Genomic DNA, 20,188 nt, shown 5'->3' with positions numbered 1-20,188 from the left:
CATGTTTCATCCAGGGGAACAGCAGGCACAGCAGCGGGCAGGATATAGAGAGGTCAGGGCCGCCATTTATCCCGCCATGCCTGAGCAGCATCGTCAGTTCTTTGCCGGTCTGCAGACTTTTTACCTGGCAACGCTGGGTGAGGATGGCTATCCGGTGGCTGGTTTACTACAGGGAGAGCCGGGTTTCGTCAGCAGCGCGGGGCCTGGTCTGCTGACGCTCACACAGCGCTCGCTGCAGGCAACGCCTTTACTCCCTGCGCTAAAAACAGGAATGGCGGTAGGGGGACTGGGCATTGATTTCTCTAACCGCAGGCGTAACCGGGTGAATGGCGTGGTTCAGGCTGTAGATGAGGAACACGTTGAGATCCGCGTAGAGGAAAGCTTTGGCAACTGCCCGAAATATATTCAGGGACGTCATCTCCCTTACAGTAGCGAAAAAGGTCCGGTTGAGGTGGAGCAGCTTGCGACTCTGGATGCTGCTGCGCGTTATGCCCTTGGCGCTGCGGATACCTTTTTTGTCGCCAGCGTGGCACCACGTCAGGCGGATGTGGGGGGGACAGATATTTCCCATCGTGGCGGTCTGCCTGGGTTTCTCTCACTGGAGCGGGGAAAACTGAAAATCCCTGATTATGTCGGCAACCGTTATATGAACACGCTGGGCAATTTACTGGTTGAACCACGCTGCGCCCTGCTGATCCCCGATTTTCAGCAGGGGGCTGCGCTACATATTCAGGGTAAAGCTGAAATTGACTGGCAAAGAGGAAAGGGGCTGACCGAGCGCTACTGGTATGTGGAAATTGAAAAGGTCTGGCGCATCCGCCAGCTCTTTCCGTCTGCGGGACTTGACGTTGAATATGCGGATTCTTCGGTTGCAGCCGGATAACCAGCAAAAAAGGGCGACATCTCTGTCGCCCTCAGCATAAGAATCAATACGTTATGCTTTAACTTCTTTTAAGTCGCCTTGCTCGTCCTGCGTCATGCGGTTCAGCTTCGGTGCTGTCAGCATCATCAGAAGGGCAATAACACCGGTCACGATACCAATCTGCAGGAAGACATCGCCATAGACGTGCAGCGACTGCACCGGATCGGTGATATTTTCCGGCACGGCCATCAGATTCGCCACTTTACCGGCAATCATCGCAGCGCCAGCGGTGGTCAGGAACCAGGAACCCATAATAAAGCCCATCAGACGCTGCGGCACTAACTGCGCCACCATAGCCAGGCCCAGGCCAGAAATCATCAGCTCACCGACGCTCTGCAGCGCATAGCTGAGGATCAGCCAGTTAACGGAAACGATGCCCATCTGATTGGCAAACTTTGCGCCCAGCGGCAGAACCAGGAAGGCCGCAGAGCAGAGGATCATCCCCAGCGCAAACTTGTGCGGCATCGGCAGACGGTCGCCCATCTTGTTATAGATAGCGGCCAGAATCGGGCTGAAAATCATAATCCAGAACGGGTTCAGCGCCTGATACTGTTCAGCCTGAAACGCGATGCCGAAAATGCTGTGTTCAACGTTGCGGATGGCAAAGAAGTTCAGGGATGTGGGCATCTGCATATAGAGCACAAAGAACACCACCGCTTCCACCATCAGCATAAACGCGACGATCATTTTGCGGCGCGCGGCGCCTTTCATCGCGAAGGCTTCTTTAGCGAAGATCAGAACGATGCCCGCAGCGATCACCGCCAATACCAGGCGGGCGATGCCCTGGTTATGCAGCAGCCAGGTCGCCAGCACGATCAGTACGGCGACACCCACCAGCGTGGCCAGTAATTTACCAACCTGCAGCGGCGCAAAATCGGGCTTAGAACCGTAATTTTTTACCCATTTGCGGAACAGCATAAAGTTGACCAGCGTCAGCAGCATACCGATAAAGGAGAGGGAGAACGCCACGCTCCAGCCAAATTTTGCCGCCAGCCACGGAGTAGCCAGCATTGAGAAGAATGAACCGATATTGATCGCCATGTAATACATGGTGAAAGCCCCATCCAGGCGCGGGTCATCTTTTTGATAGCAGGTAGAGAGCAGGGAAGAGGGGTTAGCCTTGAACAGGCCGTTACCGACGGCGATGGTCGCCATGCCGATATAAACCATGCTCACATCATGCCCCGACCAGGCCACCAGCGCATAACCCAGCGCCAGCACCAGCGTACCCAATACGATAACGCGTTTGGTTCCCAGCACTTTATCGCCCAGCCAGCCACCCACGGCAACCAGGCCATAGACCAGCGCACTGAAGGAGGAGAACAGAGTGATCGACTCCGCTTCAGACATACCCAGCATTTTTACCAGGTAGACCGCCATGATGCCTTGCAGGCCGTAATAACCGAAGCGTTCCCACAGTTCGATAGAAAAAATCAGATAGAACGATTTAGGTTGCTTGAACGCATTGAGGCTGTTGACCTCAGGATGTTTGTTTGCAGTTGACACTGGTACCTCTGATGTTCGTAGCCTGTTTCGACTCCTGAATAAAGTCGTCGTAGCACAAGGTGGGCATTCGCCGCATGATTATAAGAAATGAAAAGCGGCGGTTAATTTCGCCGATCGAAGCAGATCAGGCAAGCATTTTTTCTTATAAGGCACTCAGCCGCGAATCAAGTGTTAACCTGCGGTGAAATTTTCATCGATAGATGAATATACTGTTAACTATTTTCCTTTAAGAATAAACAGCTTAAAAAAGACGCGCCTCTCATTTCCCGCTGTAAAAGCGGGAGCTTCAGGCCATCAAAAGAGATATCCACTACTTGCTTTAAAAAAGGTAAAATTAATAACTGTTATTGAATCTGATGTCAGCTATACACACCATCACATAGCGGCGGGAACTATTTTATCCCAGAGAAATGATCTAAATGTGATTCAGATCACTTTAAGCCAACATAATAATTATTGAAAAATAACTTCTTCCTGCTCTCTTTTCTTTATTCATTCGCGATAGCTTTTAAGCAATTTCCCCCACATTTTTTGTGCTAACGCAGAGCCGTTAAAGGTTGAACCAGAGCCGAACAAACGGCCCTCTCTTTTTTATTGATTGAACGTTCAATATAAAATGGCTATAATCACTTTCATTCAATAGCTAAAACCGATGAAGCGATGCCAAAAGTTGGAATGAAAGCCATTCGTCAGGCGCAGTTAATCCATGCCACCCTGACCGTTATCGACAGAGTAGGGCTGGCAGATGCGAGCCTGGCACTGATCGCCAAAGAGGCGGGGGTATCCACCGGGATTGTCAGCCACTATTTTGGCGACAAAAATGGCCTGCTGGATGCCTGTATGCGCCAGATCCTTTCTGACCTTTATCAGGCGGTGGTTCAGTATCGTCAGCAGGCGGCAAACCTGCCGGAGGCGCAAATACGCGCCATCATCGACGGTAACTTTGATGTGTCGCAGATTGACAGCCCGGTACTGAAGACCTGGCTTGCGTTCTGGACTAACAGCCTGCACCAGCCCGATCTGCATCGTCTGCAATGCATTAACGACCGTCGCCTCTATTCGAACCTGACGGCGCAGTTCGCCCGGGTACTTCCTGTTGAGAGGGCTCGTGCCGCAGGAGCCAGCATGGCAGCGCTTATTGACGGTCTGTGGCTGCGTATGACGCTGGCGCCACAGCCGATGGCACAGGGGCTGGAGAACGCCCGTGCGCTTTGCTATCAAAATCTCGCGCTGTGGCTATCAGGCCCGGCACACTAACCCCCCCAAAGGAGGAGGCATGGCAGATATGCAACGCCGTGGAATTTATATCAATGGCCGTGAGGAACCCGGTCATGGCGAAACATTTACCACCATCAACCCCGCCAATGGCGAGGTACTGGCCGAGATCACCGCTGCCAGTACGCAGGATATTGACCGTGCCGTAGCCTCAGCTCACGCCGGGCAGCGTATCTGGCGCGCCTACACGCCGGTAGAACGTAGCCGCGTTCTGCTGAAGGCGGTTGCGCTGCTGCGCGAACGCAATCAGACGCTGGCCGAACTGGAAACCGCCGATACGGGTAAACCCATCAGCGAAACAGCTTATGTCGATATCGTGACCGGGGCCGACGTGCTGGAGTATTACGCTGGTTTGGCCGTAGCGGTTGAAGGCGAGTCTATCCCTTTGCGTGAGAGTGCGCTGGTCTATACCCGCCGCGAGCCGTTAGGCGTCTGCGCCGGGATCGGAGCCTGGAACTACCCCATCCAGATCGCCTTGTGGAAAAGTGCTCCGGCGCTGGCTACCGGTAACGCAATGATCTTCAAACCCAGTGAAGTGACGCCGCTGAGCGCGCTTGAACTGGCGAAGATCTTCACCGAAGCGGGCCTGCCGGACGGTGTCTTTAACGTGGTTCAGGGCGCAGCAGCGGTGGGGCAAGGCCTCAGCCAGCACCCGCAAATTGCCAAAGTCTCCTTCACCGGAGAAGTCAACACCGGCAAACGGGTGATGGCTGATGCGGCGCTGGCGAACCTCAAATCTGTCACGATGGAACTGGGCGGAAAATCTCCGCTGATCGTGTTTGAAGATGCCGAGCTGGAACGTGCCGTAGATGGCGCGATGATGGCTAACTTCTACAGCAGCGGCCAGGTTTGCACTAACGGCACCCGCGTTTTTGTGCAGCGTTCACTGCTTCCGGCGTTTGAAAAACGTCTGCAGGAGAAAATGGCAGGTATCAGGTGCGGTGACCCAATGGACCCTCAGGTCAATTTCGGGCCGCTGGTCAGCGAAGAACACTGCCAGAAAGTCGTCTCTTATTTGAATATTGGTAAAGAGCAGGGGGCACGGCTGCTGGCTGGTGGCTCAAGGATGACAGAAGGCGCCTTTGCCAAAGGGTGTTATGTGGAGCCTACGGTCTTTACTGACTGCACCGATGAGATGCGTATCGTGCAGGAAGAGATTTTTGGTCCGGTCATGAGCGTGCTGGTGTTTGATGAGGAACAGGAAGCGATCGATCGCGCCAACAACACCGAATATGGCCTGGCGGCAGGGGTATTTACCACCTCTCTGAACCGTGCCCACCGGGTTATTCATCAGCTTGAAGCGGGTATCTGCTGGGTGAACAGCTGGGGCGAATCACCGGCCCCTATGCCGGTGGGCGGCTACAAACAGTCGGGCGTCGGCCGTGAAAACGGGCTTGAAACCCTGCATCACTATACGCGCACCAAGTCCGTGCTGATTGAGATGGGAGAGTACCCTTCCGCATTCTGATGCGCAGGGCTGGCAATCTGATTTTTTGCCGCGGCTTTCCCGCTGCGGCACTCTGGAGGTTTAATGCAGAAATTTGATTACATCATTATTGGCGCGGGTTCAGCAGGCAACGTACTGGCCACGCGACTGACTGAGGATGCTGACGTATCGGTACTGTTACTGGAAGCGGGCGGAAAAGATCACCGCTGGGACTTCCGTACCCAAATGCCAGCCGCTTTGGCTTACCCTCTACAGGGTAAACGCTATAACTGGGCCTTTGAAACCGACCCTGAGCCAAATATGGGTAACCGTCGTATGGAGTGCGGACGCGGTAAAGGCCTGGGCGGCTCTTCGCTGATCAACGGTATGTGCTACATTCGCGGCAACGCTATGGACTACGACAACTGGGCCAGCAAAAAGGGACTGGAAAACTGGTCCTATCTTCACTGCCTGCCCTATTTCCGTAAGGCGGAGAAGCGTGATATTGGCGAAAACGACTATCACGGTGGCGAAGGCTACCTGAGCGTCACGACGCCTAAAAAAGGCAATAATCCGCTGTTCCGTGTTTTCATTGATGCCGCCACCCAGGCGGGACATCACGAAACGGATGATCTTAACGGTTATCGCCAGGATGGTTTTGGCCCCATGGACCGTACCGTCACGCCGCAGGGTCGCCGTTCCAGCACTGCCAGAGGTTATCTGGACGTGGCAAAGCAGCGTTCAAATCTGACCATTATTACCCATGCTCAGACTGACCGTATCCTGTTCAGCGGCAAAAGTGCTACCGGCGTCTGCTGGCTGCGCAACGGCAAACAAGAGCAGGCGGAAGCCGCGCGTGAAGTGCTGCTCTGTGCGGGGGCTATCGCCTCGCCACAAATCCTTCAGCGCTCGGGCGTAGGGCCGGAAGAGTGGCTGCGCGAGCTGGATATTGATGTGGTACATGCTCTGCCGGGCGTGGGTCGTAATTTACAGGACCACCTTGAAGTCTATATGCAGTTCCGCTGCAAAAAGCCGGTCAGCCTCTATCCTTCTTTGCAGTGGTGGAACCAGCCTGCAATCGGGGCTGAGTGGCTGTTTAACGGCACAGGTACCGGAGCCAGCAACCAGTTTGAAGCGGGCGGATTTATTCGCAGCGATGACCAGCCAGACTGGCCTGATTTGCAGTATCACTTCCTGCCGGTGGCGATCAACTACAACGGCAGCAGCCCGGTAAAAGAGCATGGCTTCCAGGCACACGTAGGGCCGATGCGCTCGATGAGCCGTGGCCGCGTGAAGCTGACCTCAAAGCATCCCGGTGCCGCACCCTCAATTTTCTTCAACTATATGTCTGAAGAGCGCGACTGGGTAGAGTTCCGCAACGCCGTACGTCTGACCCGTGAAATCATGCGTCAGCCTGCACTGGCCGACTATTGCGGCGACGAAATCCAGCCGGGTGCGCAGGTTCAGAGTGACGAACAGATTGATGCCTTTATCCGGGAGCACGCAGAGACCGCCTATCACCCTTGTGGCAGCTGCGCGATGGGGAATGATGAGATGGCAGTGGTGGATGCAGAAGGGCGTGTGCATGGTATGCAGCGGCTGCGCGTGGTGGATGCCTCCATCATGCCGCAAATCACTACCGGCAACCTCAATGCACCAACGGTGATGATTGCTGAAAAAATAGCAGATATGATCCGGGGTAAAGCGCCGCTGGCGCTCTCGACGGCAGAATATTATCAGTTACAGCGTGAAAAGGCGGAAGCTGAAGAAACCCTGAGCTGAGTTATGTCAGAATGCGCAGGGCAGCTATAGCAAAAAAAGGCGGAACAGAGGTTCCGCCTTTTTATCTCAGATCTCGACCTTCTCTTTGTATTCACAAAGGTCTTCGATCAGACAGGAGCCACAGCGCGGTTTGCGGGCAATGCAGGTATAGCGACCATGCAGAATAAACCAGTGATGGCAGTCCACCTTAAACTCTTTTGGCACAACCTTCAGCAGCTTCTCTTCAACCTGTTCAACATTCTTGCCTGGCGCAAAATTGGTGCGGTTACAGACGCGGAAGATATGCGTATCGACGGCAATGGTGGGCCAGCCAAAGGCGGTATTCAGCACCACGTTCGCTGTTTTACGTCCCACGCCGGGCAGTGCTTCTAACGCTTCACGATCTTCCGGAACTTCACCCTGATGCTTTTCCAGCAAAATACGGCAGGTTTTGATGATGTTTTCTGCTTTGCTGTTAAACAGGCCAATAGTTCTGATGTACTCTTTTACCCCCTCCACGCCCAGCGCCAGTAACTGTGCCGGGGTGTTAGCCACCGGATAAAGTTTTGCGGTAGCCTTGTTGACGCTGACATCGGTAGCCTGCGCCGAAAGCAGCACCGAAATTAGCAGTTCAAAGGGAGTCGTAAAGACCAACTCCGTGGTGGGATGCGGATTGTTCTCGCGCAGACGGGTTAAAATTTGCTGACGTTTATCCTTATTCACAGCGCACTCGCTTTTCCTTCTGGCAAGTTCTTCGCAGCCTGTTCGGCTTTCAGTGCCGCCCTTGCCTTGAGTTTATTGTCGATAACATATTTAGCGGCCAGCAGCATTCCCAGCCCGATAAACGCGCCCGGCGGCAACATGGCCAGCAGCATCGGCGAATCAAAATGCACCACCTGAATGCGTAACACTTTTGCCCACGGGCCTAAGAGCTGGTCGGCACCGTTGAAAATGGTGCCGTTACCGATGATTTCCCGCAGGGAACCCAGCACCACCATAACGCTGGTGGCTCCCAGCCCGATAGCCAGGCCATCTAACGCAGAGAGAGGCACGCTGTTTTTCGAGGCTACAGCCTCAGCGCGGCCCACTACGATGCAGTTGGTAACAATCAGCGGAATAAAGATCCCCAGCGACTGATAGAGACCGTAGGCAAAGGCGTTAATCAGCATCTGCACGCAGCTGACAACGGCAGCAATAATCATCACGTAGATTGGAATGCGGATATCAGAAGGAACCCAGCGGCGCGAGGCTGAAATGGCACTGTTGGTGCAGGTCAGCACCAGCGTGGTAGCCAACCCCAGCCCGAGTGCGTTAGTAGCCGTTGAGGTGACAGCCAGCAGGGGACATAAACCCAACAGCTGAACCAGTGCAGAGTTATTTTTCCACAGGCCGCCGATCACCAGGTTTTTTGCTTCACTCATTGGATTCTCCACATGAAGGCAGCGAGGCAAGCTGCGCTGGTAAGGTTGCGATATAAAGCGTGGCGCGTTTCGTCGCGTTGACCACGGCGCGTGGCGTAATGGTTGCGCCCGTGAACTGGTCAAAGTTGCCACCATCTTTCTTCACTGCAAAACTGGCGTCATCCTTACCTTTAAGCTGAACGCCGTTAAAACTGTTGATCCAGTTGGTGATCCTCAGCTCAATCTTATCACCCAGCCCCGGCGTTTCGTGATGCTCAACTACCCGTACGCCCAGCACTTTGCCGGTAAAGTCAGCGCCCACAATCATTTTAATAGCACCAGAATAGCCGTCCGGCGCCGTTGTCTCAACCGCGGCGGCTATGGGCTTGCCATCTTTGCGGGCAAGATAGAGGTGATGCGGGCCGCTACCCAGTGACGGGTCGAACACCTGGTAGCACTCCTGCTGAATGGCATTGTTATACATCTCTGGCGGAACAACCTGGTCCAGCAGGATTTTCTGCTGCAACACGGTCTGATGGTCAATCGTCGGTTTGGTCACAGCATTGATCACCGCCGTTAAGCCAGTGGTGACGGCAGCAAACAGCGCCAGCCGTACGCCGTTTTTGCGAATGGCATCCAGCATTACTTCTCCCTCCGATGACCGTAGACGCGCGGCTGCGTATAGTAATCAATTAACGGCACGGTAATATTAGCCAGCAGCACTGCAAAGGCAACGCCATCCGGATAGCCGCCAAAGCTGCGGATCAGCCAGACCAGCAGGCCAATCAGCACACCGTAAATCAGGCGACCTTTATTGGTGGTCGAGGCGCTGACAGGATCGGTGGCAATAAAGAATGCCCCCAGCATCGTCGCACCGGAGAATAAATGCACTACGGGTGAAACCAGCGTGTCAGGGGAGAAGAGCCAGCCCAGCGTGGAAAAGAGTGCCAGAGAAAGCAGGAAGCTGACCGGAATATGCCAGCGGATGCTGTTGCTCCACAGCAGGAACAAGCCACCAGCCAGATAGCCGATGTTGACCCACTGCCAGCCCAGCCCGGCGATCACGCCACTATAAATTGGCTGTGCACGAAGCTGCTCAGCGCTGTGACCGGCGCGCAGACCGGTTTTAAAGGTATCCAGCGGCGTAGCCTGGCTGACGCCATCAATGCCCGTTTGCAGTTGCTGCATGCTATGACCGTTCAGAGTATGGCCATGAAAGATCATGCTCAGCGTGTCCATAAACGTGGGCGTTATGGACTGTAAGGATTCGGGCGGCAGCCAGCTGGTCATCTGCACCGGGAAGGAGATAAGCAGCACAACGTAGCCCACCATCGCCGGATTAAACGGATTCTGCCCCAGACCGCCATAAAGTTGTTTGGCGATCACCACGGCAAACACCGTGCCGATGACAATTACCCACCAGGGCGCCAGCGGGGGAATGCTGATCCCCAGCAGCAGTGCGGTGAGCAGGGCAGAATTATCCCCCAGCGTTTTAGCCAGCGGCATTTTGCGCAGCTTAAGCACGGCGGCTTCCGCAGCGAGTCCGGCCGCTGCGGCAATCACTACCTGAATAAGATTTCCCCAGCCAAAAAAGTAACACTGGGCTGCAATGCCAGGAACGGCTGCGGCAAGCACCAGCAGCATAATAGTGCTGGTGCTGCGGCGGTTGTGCGTATAGGGCGAGCTAGCGAGTCGAAAAGCCATTTAATCCTCTTGCGTAGAATGCTGCGCCTTGCGCGCTTTAACACGTGCGATGGCCGCCGCCACTGCTGCCTTGCGGGGATCGTCAGACGCTGCTGGCGATCCGTCAGAATCGTTTTTAACTGCGGCTTCAGGCTGCTGTGCCGCTGAATCGGCAGGCTCCACCTGCTGCGGCTCAGCTTCTGCCTGTTCAGCAGCCTGAGCTGCCTTCTTCGCTTTTGCCCGCGCGATGGCAGCCGCCACCGCCGCTTTGCGCGGATCGGCTGGCGGTTCGGCTTCGTTCGCTGTGGCTTCAGGCGCTGCTGGTTTTACGTCAGAGGTTGCCTGCTGCGGCTCAGCTTCTGCCTGTTCAGCAGCCTGAGCTGCCTTCTTCGCTTTTGCCCGCGCAATGGCAGCCGCCACCGCCGCTTTACGTGGATCGGCTGGCAGTTCGACTTCGGTCACTGTGGCTTCAGGCGCTGCTGGTTTTACGTCAGAGGTTGCCTGCTGCGGCTCAGCTTCTGCCTGTTCGCCATTCTGTGCAGCTTTCTTCGCTTTTGCCCGCGCAATGGCAGCCGCCACCGCCGCTTTGCGCGGATCGGCTGGCGGTTCGACTTCGGTCACTGTGGCTTCAGGCGCTGCTGGTTTTACGTCAGAGGTTGCCTGCTGTGGCCCAGCTTCTGCCTGTTCGCCATTCTGTGCAGCTTTCTTCGCTTTTGCCCGCGCAATGGCAGCCGCCACCGCCGCTTTGCGCGGATCGGCTGGCGGTTCGGCTTCGGTCGCTGTGGCTTCAGGCGCTGCTGGTTTTACGTCAGAGGTTGCCTGCTGCGGCTCAGCTTCTGCCTGTTCAGCAGCCTGAGCTGCTTTCTTCGCTTTTGCCCGCGCAACGGCAGCCGCCACCGCCGCTTTGCGCGGATCGGCTGCTGCATCGGCTTCGGTCGCTGCTGGTTTCACGTCAGATATTGCCTGCTGCGGCGCTGATTCGTGCTGATCCTGCGAAGCCTTCTTTGCCCTGGCTCGGGCAATAGCAGCCTCAACTGTCGCTTTACGCGGATCGCCTGTCTGTCTGGTGGCTGGCTCGGTCTCAGACTGTCTTTCGGCATCATGTGCCATAGCCTGCGCGTGACGCGCTGAACGCTGCGCCGTCTGGACGGGGTTTTCTGCCGCCGTTTCGCCTGTTGGTAACTCCGCCTGCTTTTTAGCTTTCACCCGTGCGAGCGCAGCGGCAACCTGGCCATTTTCTCCATCACTGGTGGTGCGCTTAGCCTGCTGATGACGGGTTTCCCGCGCCAGTTTTTCGCGTTCCAGACGTTCCTGCCGCGCTTCGAATCGGGCTTTAGCCTGTGCGGTACGTTCAGCCTCAAGATCGATGGCGCGAATTTCCGCCTTCTCCCGGCGATAATACTGAACCAGGGGGATATTGCTGGGGCAGACATAAGCGCAGGCACCACACTCAATGCAGTCCGAGATATTGTGCTCGCGGGCTTTGTCATGATCGCCGCCCCGGCTGTACCAGTAAAGCTGCTGCGGCAGCAGGGCCGCCGGACAGACATCGGCGCAGGCGCTGCAACGAATGCAGGATTTCTCCTCCTCGTCATTACCCATTTCGCTCGCCGACGGGGCCAGAATACAGTTGGTGATTTTCACCACCGGCACATCCAGAGTCGGCAGGGTGAAGCCCATCAGCGGACCGCCCATCACCACCATCTGGCCAGAAGCCGGAGAGAAGTCAGCATTGTGCAGCAGGTGGCTGATTGGAGTGCCCAGGCGGCCCCAGACGTTGCCTGGTTTACCAACGGAGCCGCCTGTCAGCGTCACCACGCGTTCTGTCAGCGCCTCACCGTTGATCACTGCCCGTTTAACAGCGTATGCCGTTCCAACGTTTTGCATCAGTACGCCGATATCGGTGGAACGCCCGCCATGGGGAACTTCGCGTCCGGTCAGGATTTTAGTCAGCTGTTTCGCGCCGCCGGAAGGATATTTGGTAGGAATAACCCTGATTTGCAGATCCGTTGCCGTGCCCAGCGCTTTTTTCAGCGCGGCTATCGCCTCGGGCTTATTATCTTCAATGCCGATCAGCACCTGTTCTGACTGTAACACCCAGGCCAGGATCCGGCTGCCTTCCAGCACTTCTGCGGCACAGTCCTGCATCAGACGGTCATCTGCGGTGATGTAAGGCTCGCACTCTGCGGCGTTAATAATCAGCGTTTTCACGCCCTGCAGGCCACCTTTTAGCTTGGTAGCCGTCGGGAACCCCGCACCGCCCAGACCAGCCACGCCAGCCTGATGGATCAGCCTGACAATTTCACTTCGTTCGCTCTGGCGGTAATCCGCCACAGGATGACGTTCACACCAGCGATCTTCGCCATCTGGCCTGAGGAAAATACACATTTCGGCCAGCGCAGAAGGATGGGCGGTCATATGGGGACCAATCTCCTCTACGGTACCGGAAGTGGGGGCGTGTACCGGCAGCATACGGCCACGACCAAACGTCAGCGGCTCGCCGCGCAGCACTTTGTCATCAGGACTGACCAGCAGTTCGCCTTCGTGGCCGATATGCTGCTTAATGGGAATAATAAATTGTGCTGGCAGCGGCAGCTGACGCAGAGGCGTGCCGTTAGACTGGGTTTTCATCTCCGGCGGATGAATACCGCCAGCGAAATCCCAGAGAGGCTCTTTTTTAAAAAAGTTGAGCAGATTACGCATGACGTTCCACAGAAATAACCTTGACCGGGATAGTATTTAAATCCCACTTCCAGTTCGCCGTGGTGGGCGCAACAGGACGCATTTCAATACAGTCGGTTGGGCAGGGCGCAACGCAGAGATCGCAACCGGTACAGACGTCGCTAAGCACGGTGTGCATGGCGCGGGTCGCTCCTACAATCGCATCCACCGGGCAGGCCTGAATACATTTGGTACAGCCGATGCAGTTCTCTTCATCGATCCACGCGACTTTGCGCTGAGGTTCCAGTACCGCCTCTTCACCCAGCGGCTGAGGATCGACATTCAGCAGCGCCGCCAGCTTGAGCATGGTTTGCTCGCCGCCCGGAGCGCACTTGTTAATCATTTCGCCGTTATTTCCCACCGCATCCGCATAGGGACGGCAGCCAGGGTAGCCGCACTGGCCGCACTGGCTTTGCGGCAGAATGGCATCAATCTGTTCAACGATGGGGTCTTCTTCCACTTCGAAACGACGGGAAGCGTAGCCCAGCAGGCCACCAAAAAAGAGCCCAAGCACGCTCAGTACCCCAACAGCAATCCATACCGCACTCATCAGAATTTCACCAGTCCGCTGAAGCCCATAAAAGCCAGCGCCATCAGGCCTGCTGTCACCAGGGCAATGGAGGAACCTTTAAACGGCGCAGGAACTTCGGCCAGCACCAGACGTTCGCGGATGCCGGCAAACAGCACCATCACCAGTGAAAAGCCCAGCGCGCCGCTGAAGCCAAACAGCGCAGCCTGAAGGAAGGTGTGATTCAGGTTAACGCTGAGCAAAGGCACGCCTAACACCGCGCAGTTGGTGGTAATCAGCGGCAGAAAAATACCCAGAAGACGATAGAGGTCCGGGCTGGTTTTACGCACCACCATTTCGGTGAACTGCACCACGACGGCGATCACCAGGATATAGGCCATGGTGCGCAGATAGACGAGATCCAGCGGCAGCAGAATAAGATGGTTCACCAGCCATGCGCAGATCGAGGCCAGGGTGATAACAAACGTCGTGGCGAGTCCCATGCCAATTGCCGTTTCCAGTTTTTTGGAAACGCCCATAAAGGGACAGAGACCGAGAAACTTCACCAGAACGAAGTTGTTCACCAGCACTGTGCCAATAAAAAGAAGCAGGTAATCGGTCATTTTTACGCCTGATAAAAAGATAGCCGCCTATTATCGGACATTGAGCGCGTGACGACAACACATCAGCAGCAGGGTTATTGCTCTAACGCACGGAGGATTAAAATTATGCTGCCTTTTTCATCACTGAACCGGCGGATAAATCTGGGAAAGTGACTTTAAGCAAGCCAGCAGACACTCGTGAAGGAATAAACTGGCATTCTCGTCGTTTCAGAGAGTACCAGTATTCAGTGCGGTAATTTGCTGCCGGAAAAAAGTCTGGCTCGCAGCGTTAGCTCAGGTGTGGCAGCACGATCAAAGCCAGACGGAAGGTTAAGGCTCAATAAAGGTGTTTTTCACCCGTTGAGAGCGCTTGAGGTAGGGCACAAGGACCGCCGCAGCAAACAGGGCAATCAGCAAAGTACGGAGAGCTGCCGCGTCGCTAACCGGAGAAAACGCAAAGGTCTTGATGGCCAGCAGCACCGTCACCAGAAGCCAGATTATATAATGGCGGGGAAGACGGCGCGATCTTTTACAGAAAATCCATGTGACCCAGATGCTGTATCCCCAAACGACCAGCGAGGTGATTAATGAAATACTCCATTGCACGGTAAAAGCATGGGTGTTGTTAAACAGCGCGCTGCGCAGTTCAGGGGTGAGCAATGCGCTTAAATACATTGCCACCACCACGGCGCTGGTCAGCATAGTCATTATTAACCAGGCAAGCGGGACCAGAAGCAGCCCGGCAATGCGCGGTGTTGGATCGGGAGCCACTCATTATCCTTATAAAACAAGCAGACCCTTTCTTATCTGAACAGGTCATGCATAACAGGGACACAGAGTATACGAAAGGCCTGGTGAATTTTGCACGGAAATTTAAACCACATAACGCCAGACAGATTTAGGTACGCAGCCCAGATCAAACAGACGTCCTCCTGAAATCAATTCGGCGCGACGGTGATCGGCAGCGCGATACATATTAATAATTTCTTGATTATCGGTAAGAGAATAATTCAGGTGGTCGTACAATTTTTCCAGGGTTTCAAGCGAGCTTACTTTACGAAATTTTAACAGATAATCATGAACTGTCATGGTGGCCGTTAGCGGTCAGAAATAGGAGCGTTAAGTATATTACTGACGTATAGGGTGTCTATAGGCCAAATGGTTAAAGCCCGGTAAATTCAGAAAACAACGTAAGGATTTCACGCACTTTTAAGACCAGACGTTTATTATCTCGCCACTTTTCCTGGCCGGTTTTAACCAGATGTGGCGTAAGTCACAAAACGGTTAAAAAGCTTTTAGCTGATACCGGGGGCGCGCCATGACAGAACCTGACCTTATATTGTAATCGCTTCCATGAGATGCGGCGATAAGCGCTTATGTTTATTACAGTTATTTAACATCCGCAAAAAAAACTTCACCCGTTTTATCCATATAACGCGTCCTGCCTTTCGCGGTGGTAATTCTCGTAACCTCTTTTAATTGTTGTGATTTGTGAGCATTGTCGAAATTGTTTCAGCCAGAATCGGTCAGGATTCACTGGCGTTTGACCCTACACAACGAAATCCCTTCAGAGGAAAAATGATCATGTGGAAGCGTTTACTTTTAACCACCCTTATCAGTGCGAGCCTCTCTGGCGCGGCGCTGGCAGAATCAATGACGGTGGGTTTCTCGCAGGTTGGCTCTGAATCAGGCTGGCGTGCGGCAGAAACCAGCGTGGCGAAAAGCGAGGCTCAGAAGCGCGGCATCACGCTGAAAATTGCCGATGGTCAGCAGAAACAGGAGAACCAGATCAAGGCCGTGCGCTCTTTTATCGCGCAGGGTGTGGATGCCATTTTTATCGCGCCGGTGGTACAGACTGGCTGGGAGCCGGTACTTGAAGAAGCGAAAGATGCCAAAATCCCGGTGTTCCTGCTTGACCGGGCAATTGTGGTCAAAGACAAGTCGTTATATATGGCGGTGGTGACCGCAGACAACGTCTTTGAAGGCAAGCTGATTGGTGACTGGCTGGTGAAACAGCAGGCTGGTAAGCCATGTAATGTCGTGGAACTGCAGGGCACAGTGGGGGCCAGCGTAGCGATCGATCGTAAAAAAGGGTTTGCTGAAGCGATAGGCTCGGCACCCGGGATTAAAATTATCCGTTCTCAGTCCGGCGACTTCACCCGCAGTAAAGGGAAAGAAGTGATGGAAAGCTTTATTAAAGCGGAGAATAACGGCAAAAATATCTGCATGGTATATGCCCATAACGATGATATGGCAATTGGCGCTATTCAGGCCATTAAAGAAGCGGGACTGAAGCCCGGTAAAGATATTCTGACCGGCTCCATCGATGGCGTTCCCGATATTTATAAAGCGATGCTGGCGGGCGAAGCGAATGCCAACGTAGAGCTGACGCCAAATATGGCTGGCCCGGCGTTTGATGCGCTGGAGAAATTCAAAAAAGATGGCACTATGCCCGCGAAAATCATTAAAACCGAGTCGAAGCTCTACCTTCCAGCCGATGCGCAGTCTCAGTTAGACAAGAAAAAAGGCATGGGTTACTAACCCTCTCGCCGCCTGGCAAACAGGCGGCTTTTTTCATGGTTGAGGCGAAGTCGTATGAGCATGCAAAACATGACACCGGCACCACTGCTCGCCATCAGCGGCGTCAGCAAAGCTTTTCCTGGCGTTAAGGCGCTGGATAACGTCTCTTTTGAGGTCCGGCCTGGCGAAATAATGGCGCTGCTTGGCGAAAATGGCGCGGGTAAATCCACCATAATTAAAGTGCTGACCGGCGTCTATAAGCGGGACAGCGGTTCCGTTACCCTGGACGGCAAAGCGATTCATCCGCAAAGCACTGCCGAAGCCCAGGCTATGGGTATCGGTACGGTTTATCAGGAAGTGAATCTGCTGCCTAACATGTCGGTTGCGGATAATCTGTTTATTGGCCGCGAGCCACGCCGCTTTGGGTTGATCGACCGCAAAACGCTGGTGCGTAAAGCGCAGGCCCTGCTGCGTAGCTACGGCTTTGAGCTGGACGTTACACGCCCTCTTGGGCAGTTTTCGGTAGCCATGCAGCAGATTATTGCCATCTGCCGGGCGGTGGATCTCTCCGCTAAAGTGCTGATCCTTGATGAACCCACCGCCAGTCTGGATGCCAGTGAAGTTGAGATGCTGTTTACGCTGATGAATCAGCTTAAAGCCAGAGGGATGGGTCTGATCTTTGTTACTCACTTCCTGGACCAGGTTTATAAAGTCAGCGACAGGATCACCGTACTGCGCAACGGGCAATTTGTTGCCACGCGCGAAACCCGTGAACTGCCGCAGATTGAACTGATCAAGCTGATGCTGGGGCGCGAACTGCTGGAGACGGCGCTGCAACGTGCGGGCAGCACGCTGAAAAGCAATCAGCCGGTGGTGGAGTTCAAAGATTACGGCAAGAAAGGCACCATTGAACCATTCAGTCTCAGCGTTCGTCCCGGTGAAGCCGTAGGTCTGGCTGGCCTGTTAGGGTCGGGCAGGACGGAGACCGCCGAACTGCTGTTTGGCATTAAACGCGCCGACAGCGGCAGCGCCTTTATCAAGGGAAAGAAACGCACTATTCGCACGCCTGCCCAGGCATCGCGTCTTGGGATGGGTTTCTGTCCGGAAGATCGCAAAACGGACGGTATCATCGGGGCGGCATCGGTGCGTGAAAATATCATCCTCGCGCTTCAGGCGCAGCGCGGCTGGCTGCGGCCCATTAAACGCCGTGAACAGCAGCAGATAGCGGAGCGCTTTATTAAAAGCCTGGGTATCCGCACCCCACATGCAGATCAGCCGGTCGAGCTACTTTCCGGGGGCAATCAACAAAAAGTTCTGCTCTCCCGCTGGCTGGTAACAAAACCTCAGTTTCTGATCCTGGATGAGCCTACGCGCGGCATTGACGTCGGTGCGCATGCAGAAATCATTCGTCTGATCGAATCACTCTGTGCCGACGGTCTGGCACTTCTGGTGATCTCCTCTGAGTTGGAAGAGCTGGTGGGGTATGCGGATCGGGTGGTGATCCTGAGAGATCGTCAGCAGGTAGCGGAAATACCGCTTGAGCAGCTTTCCGTGGCCTCCATTGTTAACGCTATTGCGGCAGGAGGGGCGCAGCATGCTTGAGTCACATCTGGTGCCGGGGAAGAGACCCATGATGAAACGTAAACTGCCGGCAGGCATGCCGCAACTGGCAGCGCTGTTGCTGGTGCTGATGGTGGACAGCCTGGTTGCCAATAATTTCTTCGCTATTCATCTTCAGGATGGGCGCCTGTTCGGCAGTCCGATCGATATTCTTAACCGGGCCGCTCCCGTTGCGTTACTGGCGATTGGCATGACGCTGGTGATCGCTACCGGCGGGATTGACCTCTCCGTGGGTGCGGTAATGGCAATTGCCGGTGCAACGGCGGCGACACTTACCGTAGCGGGTCACAGCCTGACGGTGATTATCCTTGCCACGTTAGGAACCGGCATTCTTTGCGGTCTGTGGAACGGCATTCTGGTCGCGCTGCTGAAGATCCAGCCCTTTGTCGCCACGCTAATCCTGATGGTGGCAGGACGCGGAATAGCGCAACTGATCACTCAGGGACAAATTGTCACCTTCGACAGTGAGTCGCTGGCTCATCTGGGAAGCGGTACCCTCTGGCTGTTACCGGTACCGGTGTGGATTACGCTGGTCATGGCGCTGCTGGTCTGGTTACTGACCCGTAAAAGTGCGTTAGGCATGTTTATCGAAGCGGTAGGGATTAACCTGCGCGCGGCGAGAAATGCAGGGGTAAATGGCTGGCTGATAGTGATGACTACTTATGTTATCAGCGGCCTGTGTGCGGCGGTGGCGGGACTGATTATTGCGGCTGATATCCGGGGCGCGGATGCCAACAATGCCGGACTCTGGCTGGAACTGGATGCGATCCTTGCGGTAGTGATCGGTGGCGCTTCCCTGATGGGAGGTCGCTTCAATCTGCTGCTTTCGCTGACGGGTGCGCTGATTATCCAGGCGATGAATACCGGGATTTTGCTTTCCGGTTTCCCGCCTGAGCTGAATCAGGTAGTGAAATCGGTGGTGGTGATGGCGGTACTGTTAATCCAGTCGCCACGGTTTATTCAACTGTTTAAGCGAGGACGCAAAGGTGGTTAAACGTCATCTTCCCCTGATGATAACGCTGCTGGTATTTGTAGCAGGTTATCTCTTTTGTCTCAGCCAGTTTCCCGGTTTCGCCTCAACCAGGGTGATTGCCAATATACTGACCGACAACGCATTTCTGGGCATTATTGCGGTAGGAATGACGTTTGTTATTCTTTCCGGCGGGATCGATTTGTCGGTTGGCGCGGTTATTGCGTTCACCGGCGTGTTTCTGGCCAGAGCCATCGGCGATTTTCATCTTAATCCCTGGGCGGCGTTTGCGCTGGTGATGGTAATGGGCTCAGCGTTTGGTGCCTTTATGGGCTGGCTTATTGACGCGCTGAAAATCCCGGCGTTTATTATTACGCTGGCAGGCATGTTCTTTTTACGGGGCAGCAGCTATCTGGTTTCTGAAAGCTCACTGCCTATTGATCACCCGCTCTATACTACTTTATCCAGCCTGGCGTGGAAGATACCCGGTGGCGGCAGGCTTAGCCTGCTGGCGGTGATTATGCTGGCGGTGGTGGCGTTGGGCATCTTGCTGGCGCACCGCAGCCGTTTTGGTAATCAGGTTTATGCTATTGGCGGTAATGTCACTTCCGCCCAGCTGATGGGTATTTCCACCCGCAGCACCACTATCCGCATCTATATGCTCTCTTCCGGGTTAGCCACGCTTGCTGGTATCGTCTTCTCGCTCTATACCTCCGCCGGGTATGCGCTGGCGGGCATGGGTGTAGAGCTGGATGCGATTGCGTCAGTAGTGATTGGCGGCACGCTGCTTTCCGGCGGCGTTGGCACCGTGCTGGGCACTTTGTTCGGCGTACTGATTCAGGGGTTGATCCAGACCTGGATCAATTTTGACGGCACGCTGAGTTCATGGTGGACCAAAATCGCCATCGGTATTCTGCTGTTCGCTTTTATCGCGCTGCAACGTCTGCTGACGGTAATGTGGGATCGCCAGCAAAATGCGCCGGTGAAAAGGCTGGCCGGTTAGGGGCAGGGAGATTGGGCTGAACACAAAGGCACCAGTTGCCTGTGGGGAAGTGCTCAGGCCGGGAGGTGGGCTGAACCCAAAGGAGACAAGTTGCCTGTGAGGCGGTGCTTCGGTCAGGGAGAATGGGTTTAAACCAAAGGCACCAGTTGCCTGTGAGGCGGTGCTCCGGTCAGGGAGAATGGGCTGAACACAAAAACGCCGTGAAATCATCCCTGATGGCTGCGAAGCGGCGTCCATGCCGCTTAGCCTTTGCTTATCAGCCCATTCTCCC

General features: G+C 54.8%; 18 protein-coding genes. 8 read left to right on the top strand and 10 right to left on the bottom strand.

Annotated elements, in window-relative coordinates; translation table 11 throughout:
• Window position 1: 1 nt before the first annotated feature.
• Window positions 2-883, top strand: a complete 882-nt coding sequence (locus tag SD961_RS19650) for a pyridoxamine 5'-phosphate oxidase family protein (RefSeq protein ID WP_318792023.1) — start codon at window positions 2-4, stop codon at window positions 881-883.
• Window positions 884-934: 51 nt separating this feature from the next.
• Here the strand turns inward: SD961_RS19650 and dtpA are convergent, their stop codons facing one another.
• The gene (gene dtpA, locus SD961_RS19645; RefSeq protein ID WP_318792022.1) at window positions 935-2,428 is read right to left on the bottom strand and encodes a dipeptide/tripeptide permease DtpA; all 1,494 of its coding nucleotides are present in this window, start codon (window positions 2,426-2,428) and stop codon (window positions 935-937) included.
• Between the two features lie 660 nt (window positions 2,429-3,088).
• Here dtpA and betI point away from each other — a divergent pair.
• The 3 genes from betI to betA all read left to right on the top strand — a co-directional run bounded on the left by betI (window position 3,089) and on the right by betA (window position 6,911).
• Window positions 3,089-3,685 carry a transcriptional regulator BetI gene (gene betI, locus SD961_RS19640; protein WP_318792021.1) on the top strand — a complete coding sequence of 199 codons (597 nt, stop codon included), beginning with the start codon at window positions 3,089-3,091 and terminating at the stop codon, window positions 3,683-3,685.
• 28 nt (window positions 3,686-3,713) lie between these two features.
• Window positions 3,714-5,171: a betaine-aldehyde dehydrogenase gene (gene betB / locus SD961_RS19635; protein WP_318792095.1), complete on the top strand. Its 1,458-nt coding sequence runs from the start codon at window positions 3,714-3,716 to the stop codon at window positions 5,169-5,171.
• Between the two features lie 63 nt (window positions 5,172-5,234).
• The gene (gene betA / locus SD961_RS19630) at window positions 5,235-6,911 is read left to right on the top strand and encodes a choline dehydrogenase (RefSeq protein ID WP_318792020.1); all 1,677 of its coding nucleotides are present in this window, start codon (window positions 5,235-5,237) and stop codon (window positions 6,909-6,911) included.
• Between the two features lie 66 nt (window positions 6,912-6,977).
• On the opposite strand, the gene nth is transcribed toward betA, so the two are convergent.
• From nth to ydgT, 9 genes are all read right to left on the bottom strand, one after another.
• On the bottom strand, window positions 6,978-7,613 hold the full coding sequence (nth, locus tag SD961_RS19625; RefSeq protein WP_318792019.1) for an endonuclease III: 636 nt from the start codon (window positions 7,611-7,613) through the stop codon (window positions 6,978-6,980).
• Window positions 7,610-8,311, bottom strand: coding sequence for an electron transport complex subunit E (locus tag SD961_RS19620; RefSeq protein ID WP_318792018.1), 702 nt, complete (start codon window positions 8,309-8,311; stop codon window positions 7,610-7,612). The genes nth and SD961_RS19620 overlap by 4 nt, the downstream gene beginning before the upstream one ends.
• Window positions 8,304-8,933: an electron transport complex subunit RsxG gene (gene rsxG, locus SD961_RS19615; protein ID WP_318792017.1), complete on the bottom strand. Its 630-nt coding sequence runs from the start codon at window positions 8,931-8,933 to the stop codon at window positions 8,304-8,306. The genes SD961_RS19620 and rsxG overlap by 8 nt, the downstream gene beginning before the upstream one ends.
• The gene (rsxD, locus tag SD961_RS19610) at window positions 8,933-9,994 is read right to left on the bottom strand and encodes an electron transport complex subunit RsxD (protein ID WP_318792016.1); all 1,062 of its coding nucleotides are present in this window, start codon (window positions 9,992-9,994) and stop codon (window positions 8,933-8,935) included. Before rsxD ends, rsxG begins: the two co-directional genes overlap by 1 nt.
• Window positions 9,995-12,676 (bottom strand): electron transport complex subunit RsxC, encoded by a 2,682-nt coding sequence (gene rsxC, locus SD961_RS19605; protein WP_318792015.1) that lies wholly within the window; start codon window positions 12,674-12,676, stop codon window positions 9,995-9,997. It lies immediately after the preceding gene.
• Window positions 12,669-13,244 carry an electron transport complex subunit RsxB gene (rsxB, locus tag SD961_RS19600; RefSeq protein WP_318792014.1) on the bottom strand — a complete coding sequence of 192 codons (576 nt, stop codon included), beginning with the start codon at window positions 13,242-13,244 and terminating at the stop codon, window positions 12,669-12,671. The genes rsxC and rsxB overlap by 8 nt, the downstream gene beginning before the upstream one ends.
• Window positions 13,244-13,825: an electron transport complex subunit RsxA gene (rsxA, locus tag SD961_RS19595; RefSeq protein WP_318792013.1), complete on the bottom strand. Its 582-nt coding sequence runs from the start codon at window positions 13,823-13,825 to the stop codon at window positions 13,244-13,246. Before rsxA ends, rsxB begins: the two co-directional genes overlap by 1 nt.
• Before the next feature lie 309 nt (window positions 13,826-14,134).
• Complete coding sequence (locus SD961_RS19590; RefSeq protein WP_318792012.1) at window positions 14,135-14,575, bottom strand: DUF2569 domain-containing protein; 441 nt, start codon at window positions 14,573-14,575, stop codon at window positions 14,135-14,137.
• A gap of 102 nt (window positions 14,576-14,677) precedes the next feature.
• Window positions 14,678-14,893, bottom strand: a complete 216-nt coding sequence (gene ydgT, locus SD961_RS19585; protein ID WP_318792011.1) for a transcription modulator YdgT — start codon at window positions 14,891-14,893, stop codon at window positions 14,678-14,680.
• Window positions 14,894-15,388: 495 nt separating this feature from the next.
• Here ydgT and ytfQ point away from each other — a divergent pair, with 495 nt between their 5' ends.
• From ytfQ to yjfF, 4 genes are read left to right on the top strand one after another with little or no spacing between them, the layout of a single operon-like run.
• A complete protein-coding gene (gene ytfQ / locus SD961_RS19580; protein ID WP_318792010.1) occupies window positions 15,389-16,345 on the top strand; it encodes a galactofuranose ABC transporter, galactofuranose-binding protein YtfQ in 957 nt (318 codons plus the stop codon).
• Window positions 16,346-16,399: 54 nt separating this feature from the next.
• On the top strand, window positions 16,400-17,926 hold the full coding sequence (gene ytfR, locus SD961_RS19575; protein ID WP_318792009.1) for a galactofuranose ABC transporter, ATP-binding protein YtfR: 1,527 nt from the start codon (window positions 16,400-16,402) through the stop codon (window positions 17,924-17,926).
• Window positions 17,919-18,938 (top strand): galactofuranose ABC transporter, ATP-binding protein YtfT, encoded by a 1,020-nt coding sequence (gene ytfT / locus SD961_RS19570; protein ID WP_318792008.1) that lies wholly within the window; start codon window positions 17,919-17,921, stop codon window positions 18,936-18,938. Before ytfR ends, ytfT begins: the two co-directional genes overlap by 8 nt.
• Window positions 18,931-19,917, top strand: a complete 987-nt coding sequence (gene yjfF / locus SD961_RS19565; protein ID WP_318792007.1) for a galactofuranose ABC transporter, permease protein YjfF — start codon at window positions 18,931-18,933, stop codon at window positions 19,915-19,917. Before ytfT ends, yjfF begins: the two co-directional genes overlap by 8 nt.
• Window positions 19,918-20,188: the final 271 nt, after the last annotated feature.

Source organism: Erwinia sp. MMLR14_017, from assembly GCF_033657285.1.
Lineage (GTDB): Bacteria > Pseudomonadota > Gammaproteobacteria > Enterobacterales > Enterobacteriaceae > Erwinia.
This window is presented reverse-complemented; position numbering and strand designations above follow the sequence as displayed.

What these genes read in the sequence shown, in the direction of transcription:
- ytfR (WP_318792009.1), top strand. Translation starts at nt 16,400, where the DNA reads ATGAGCATGCAAAACATGACACCGGCACCACTGCTCGCCATCAGCGGC.
- ytfQ (WP_318792010.1), top strand. Translation starts at nt 15,389, where the DNA reads ATGTGGAAGCGTTTACTTTTAACCACCCTTATCAGTGCGAGCCTCTCT.
- rsxD (WP_318792016.1), bottom strand. Translation starts at nt 9,994, where the DNA reads ATGGCTTTTCGACTCGCTAGCTCGCCCTATACGCACAACCGCCGCAGC.
- SD961_RS19650 (WP_318792023.1), top strand. Translation starts at nt 2, where the DNA reads ATGTTTCATCCAGGGGAACAGCAGGCACAGCAGCGGGCAGGATATAGA.
- ydgT (WP_318792011.1), bottom strand. Translation starts at nt 14,893, where the DNA reads ATGACAGTTCATGATTATCTGTTAAAATTTCGTAAAGTAAGCTCGCTT.
- rsxA (WP_318792013.1), bottom strand. Translation starts at nt 13,825, where the DNA reads ATGACCGATTACCTGCTTCTTTTTATTGGCACAGTGCTGGTGAACAAC.
- ytfT (WP_318792008.1), top strand. Translation starts at nt 17,919, where the DNA reads ATGCTTGAGTCACATCTGGTGCCGGGGAAGAGACCCATGATGAAACGT.
- rsxC (WP_318792015.1), bottom strand. Translation starts at nt 12,676, where the DNA reads ATGCGTAATCTGCTCAACTTTTTTAAAAAAGAGCCTCTCTGGGATTTC.
- SD961_RS19620 (WP_318792018.1), bottom strand. Translation starts at nt 8,311, where the DNA reads ATGAGTGAAGCAAAAAACCTGGTGATCGGCGGCCTGTGGAAAAATAAC.
- betB (WP_318792095.1), top strand. Translation starts at nt 3,714, where the DNA reads ATGCAACGCCGTGGAATTTATATCAATGGCCGTGAGGAACCCGGTCAT.
- rsxG (WP_318792017.1), bottom strand. Translation starts at nt 8,933, where the DNA reads ATGCTGGATGCCATTCGCAAAAACGGCGTACGGCTGGCGCTGTTTGCT.
- betA (WP_318792020.1), top strand. Translation starts at nt 5,235, where the DNA reads ATGCAGAAATTTGATTACATCATTATTGGCGCGGGTTCAGCAGGCAAC.
- rsxB (WP_318792014.1), bottom strand. Translation starts at nt 13,244, where the DNA reads ATGAGTGCGGTATGGATTGCTGTTGGGGTACTGAGCGTGCTTGGGCTC.
- betI (WP_318792021.1), top strand. Translation starts at nt 3,089, where the DNA reads ATGCCAAAAGTTGGAATGAAAGCCATTCGTCAGGCGCAGTTAATCCAT.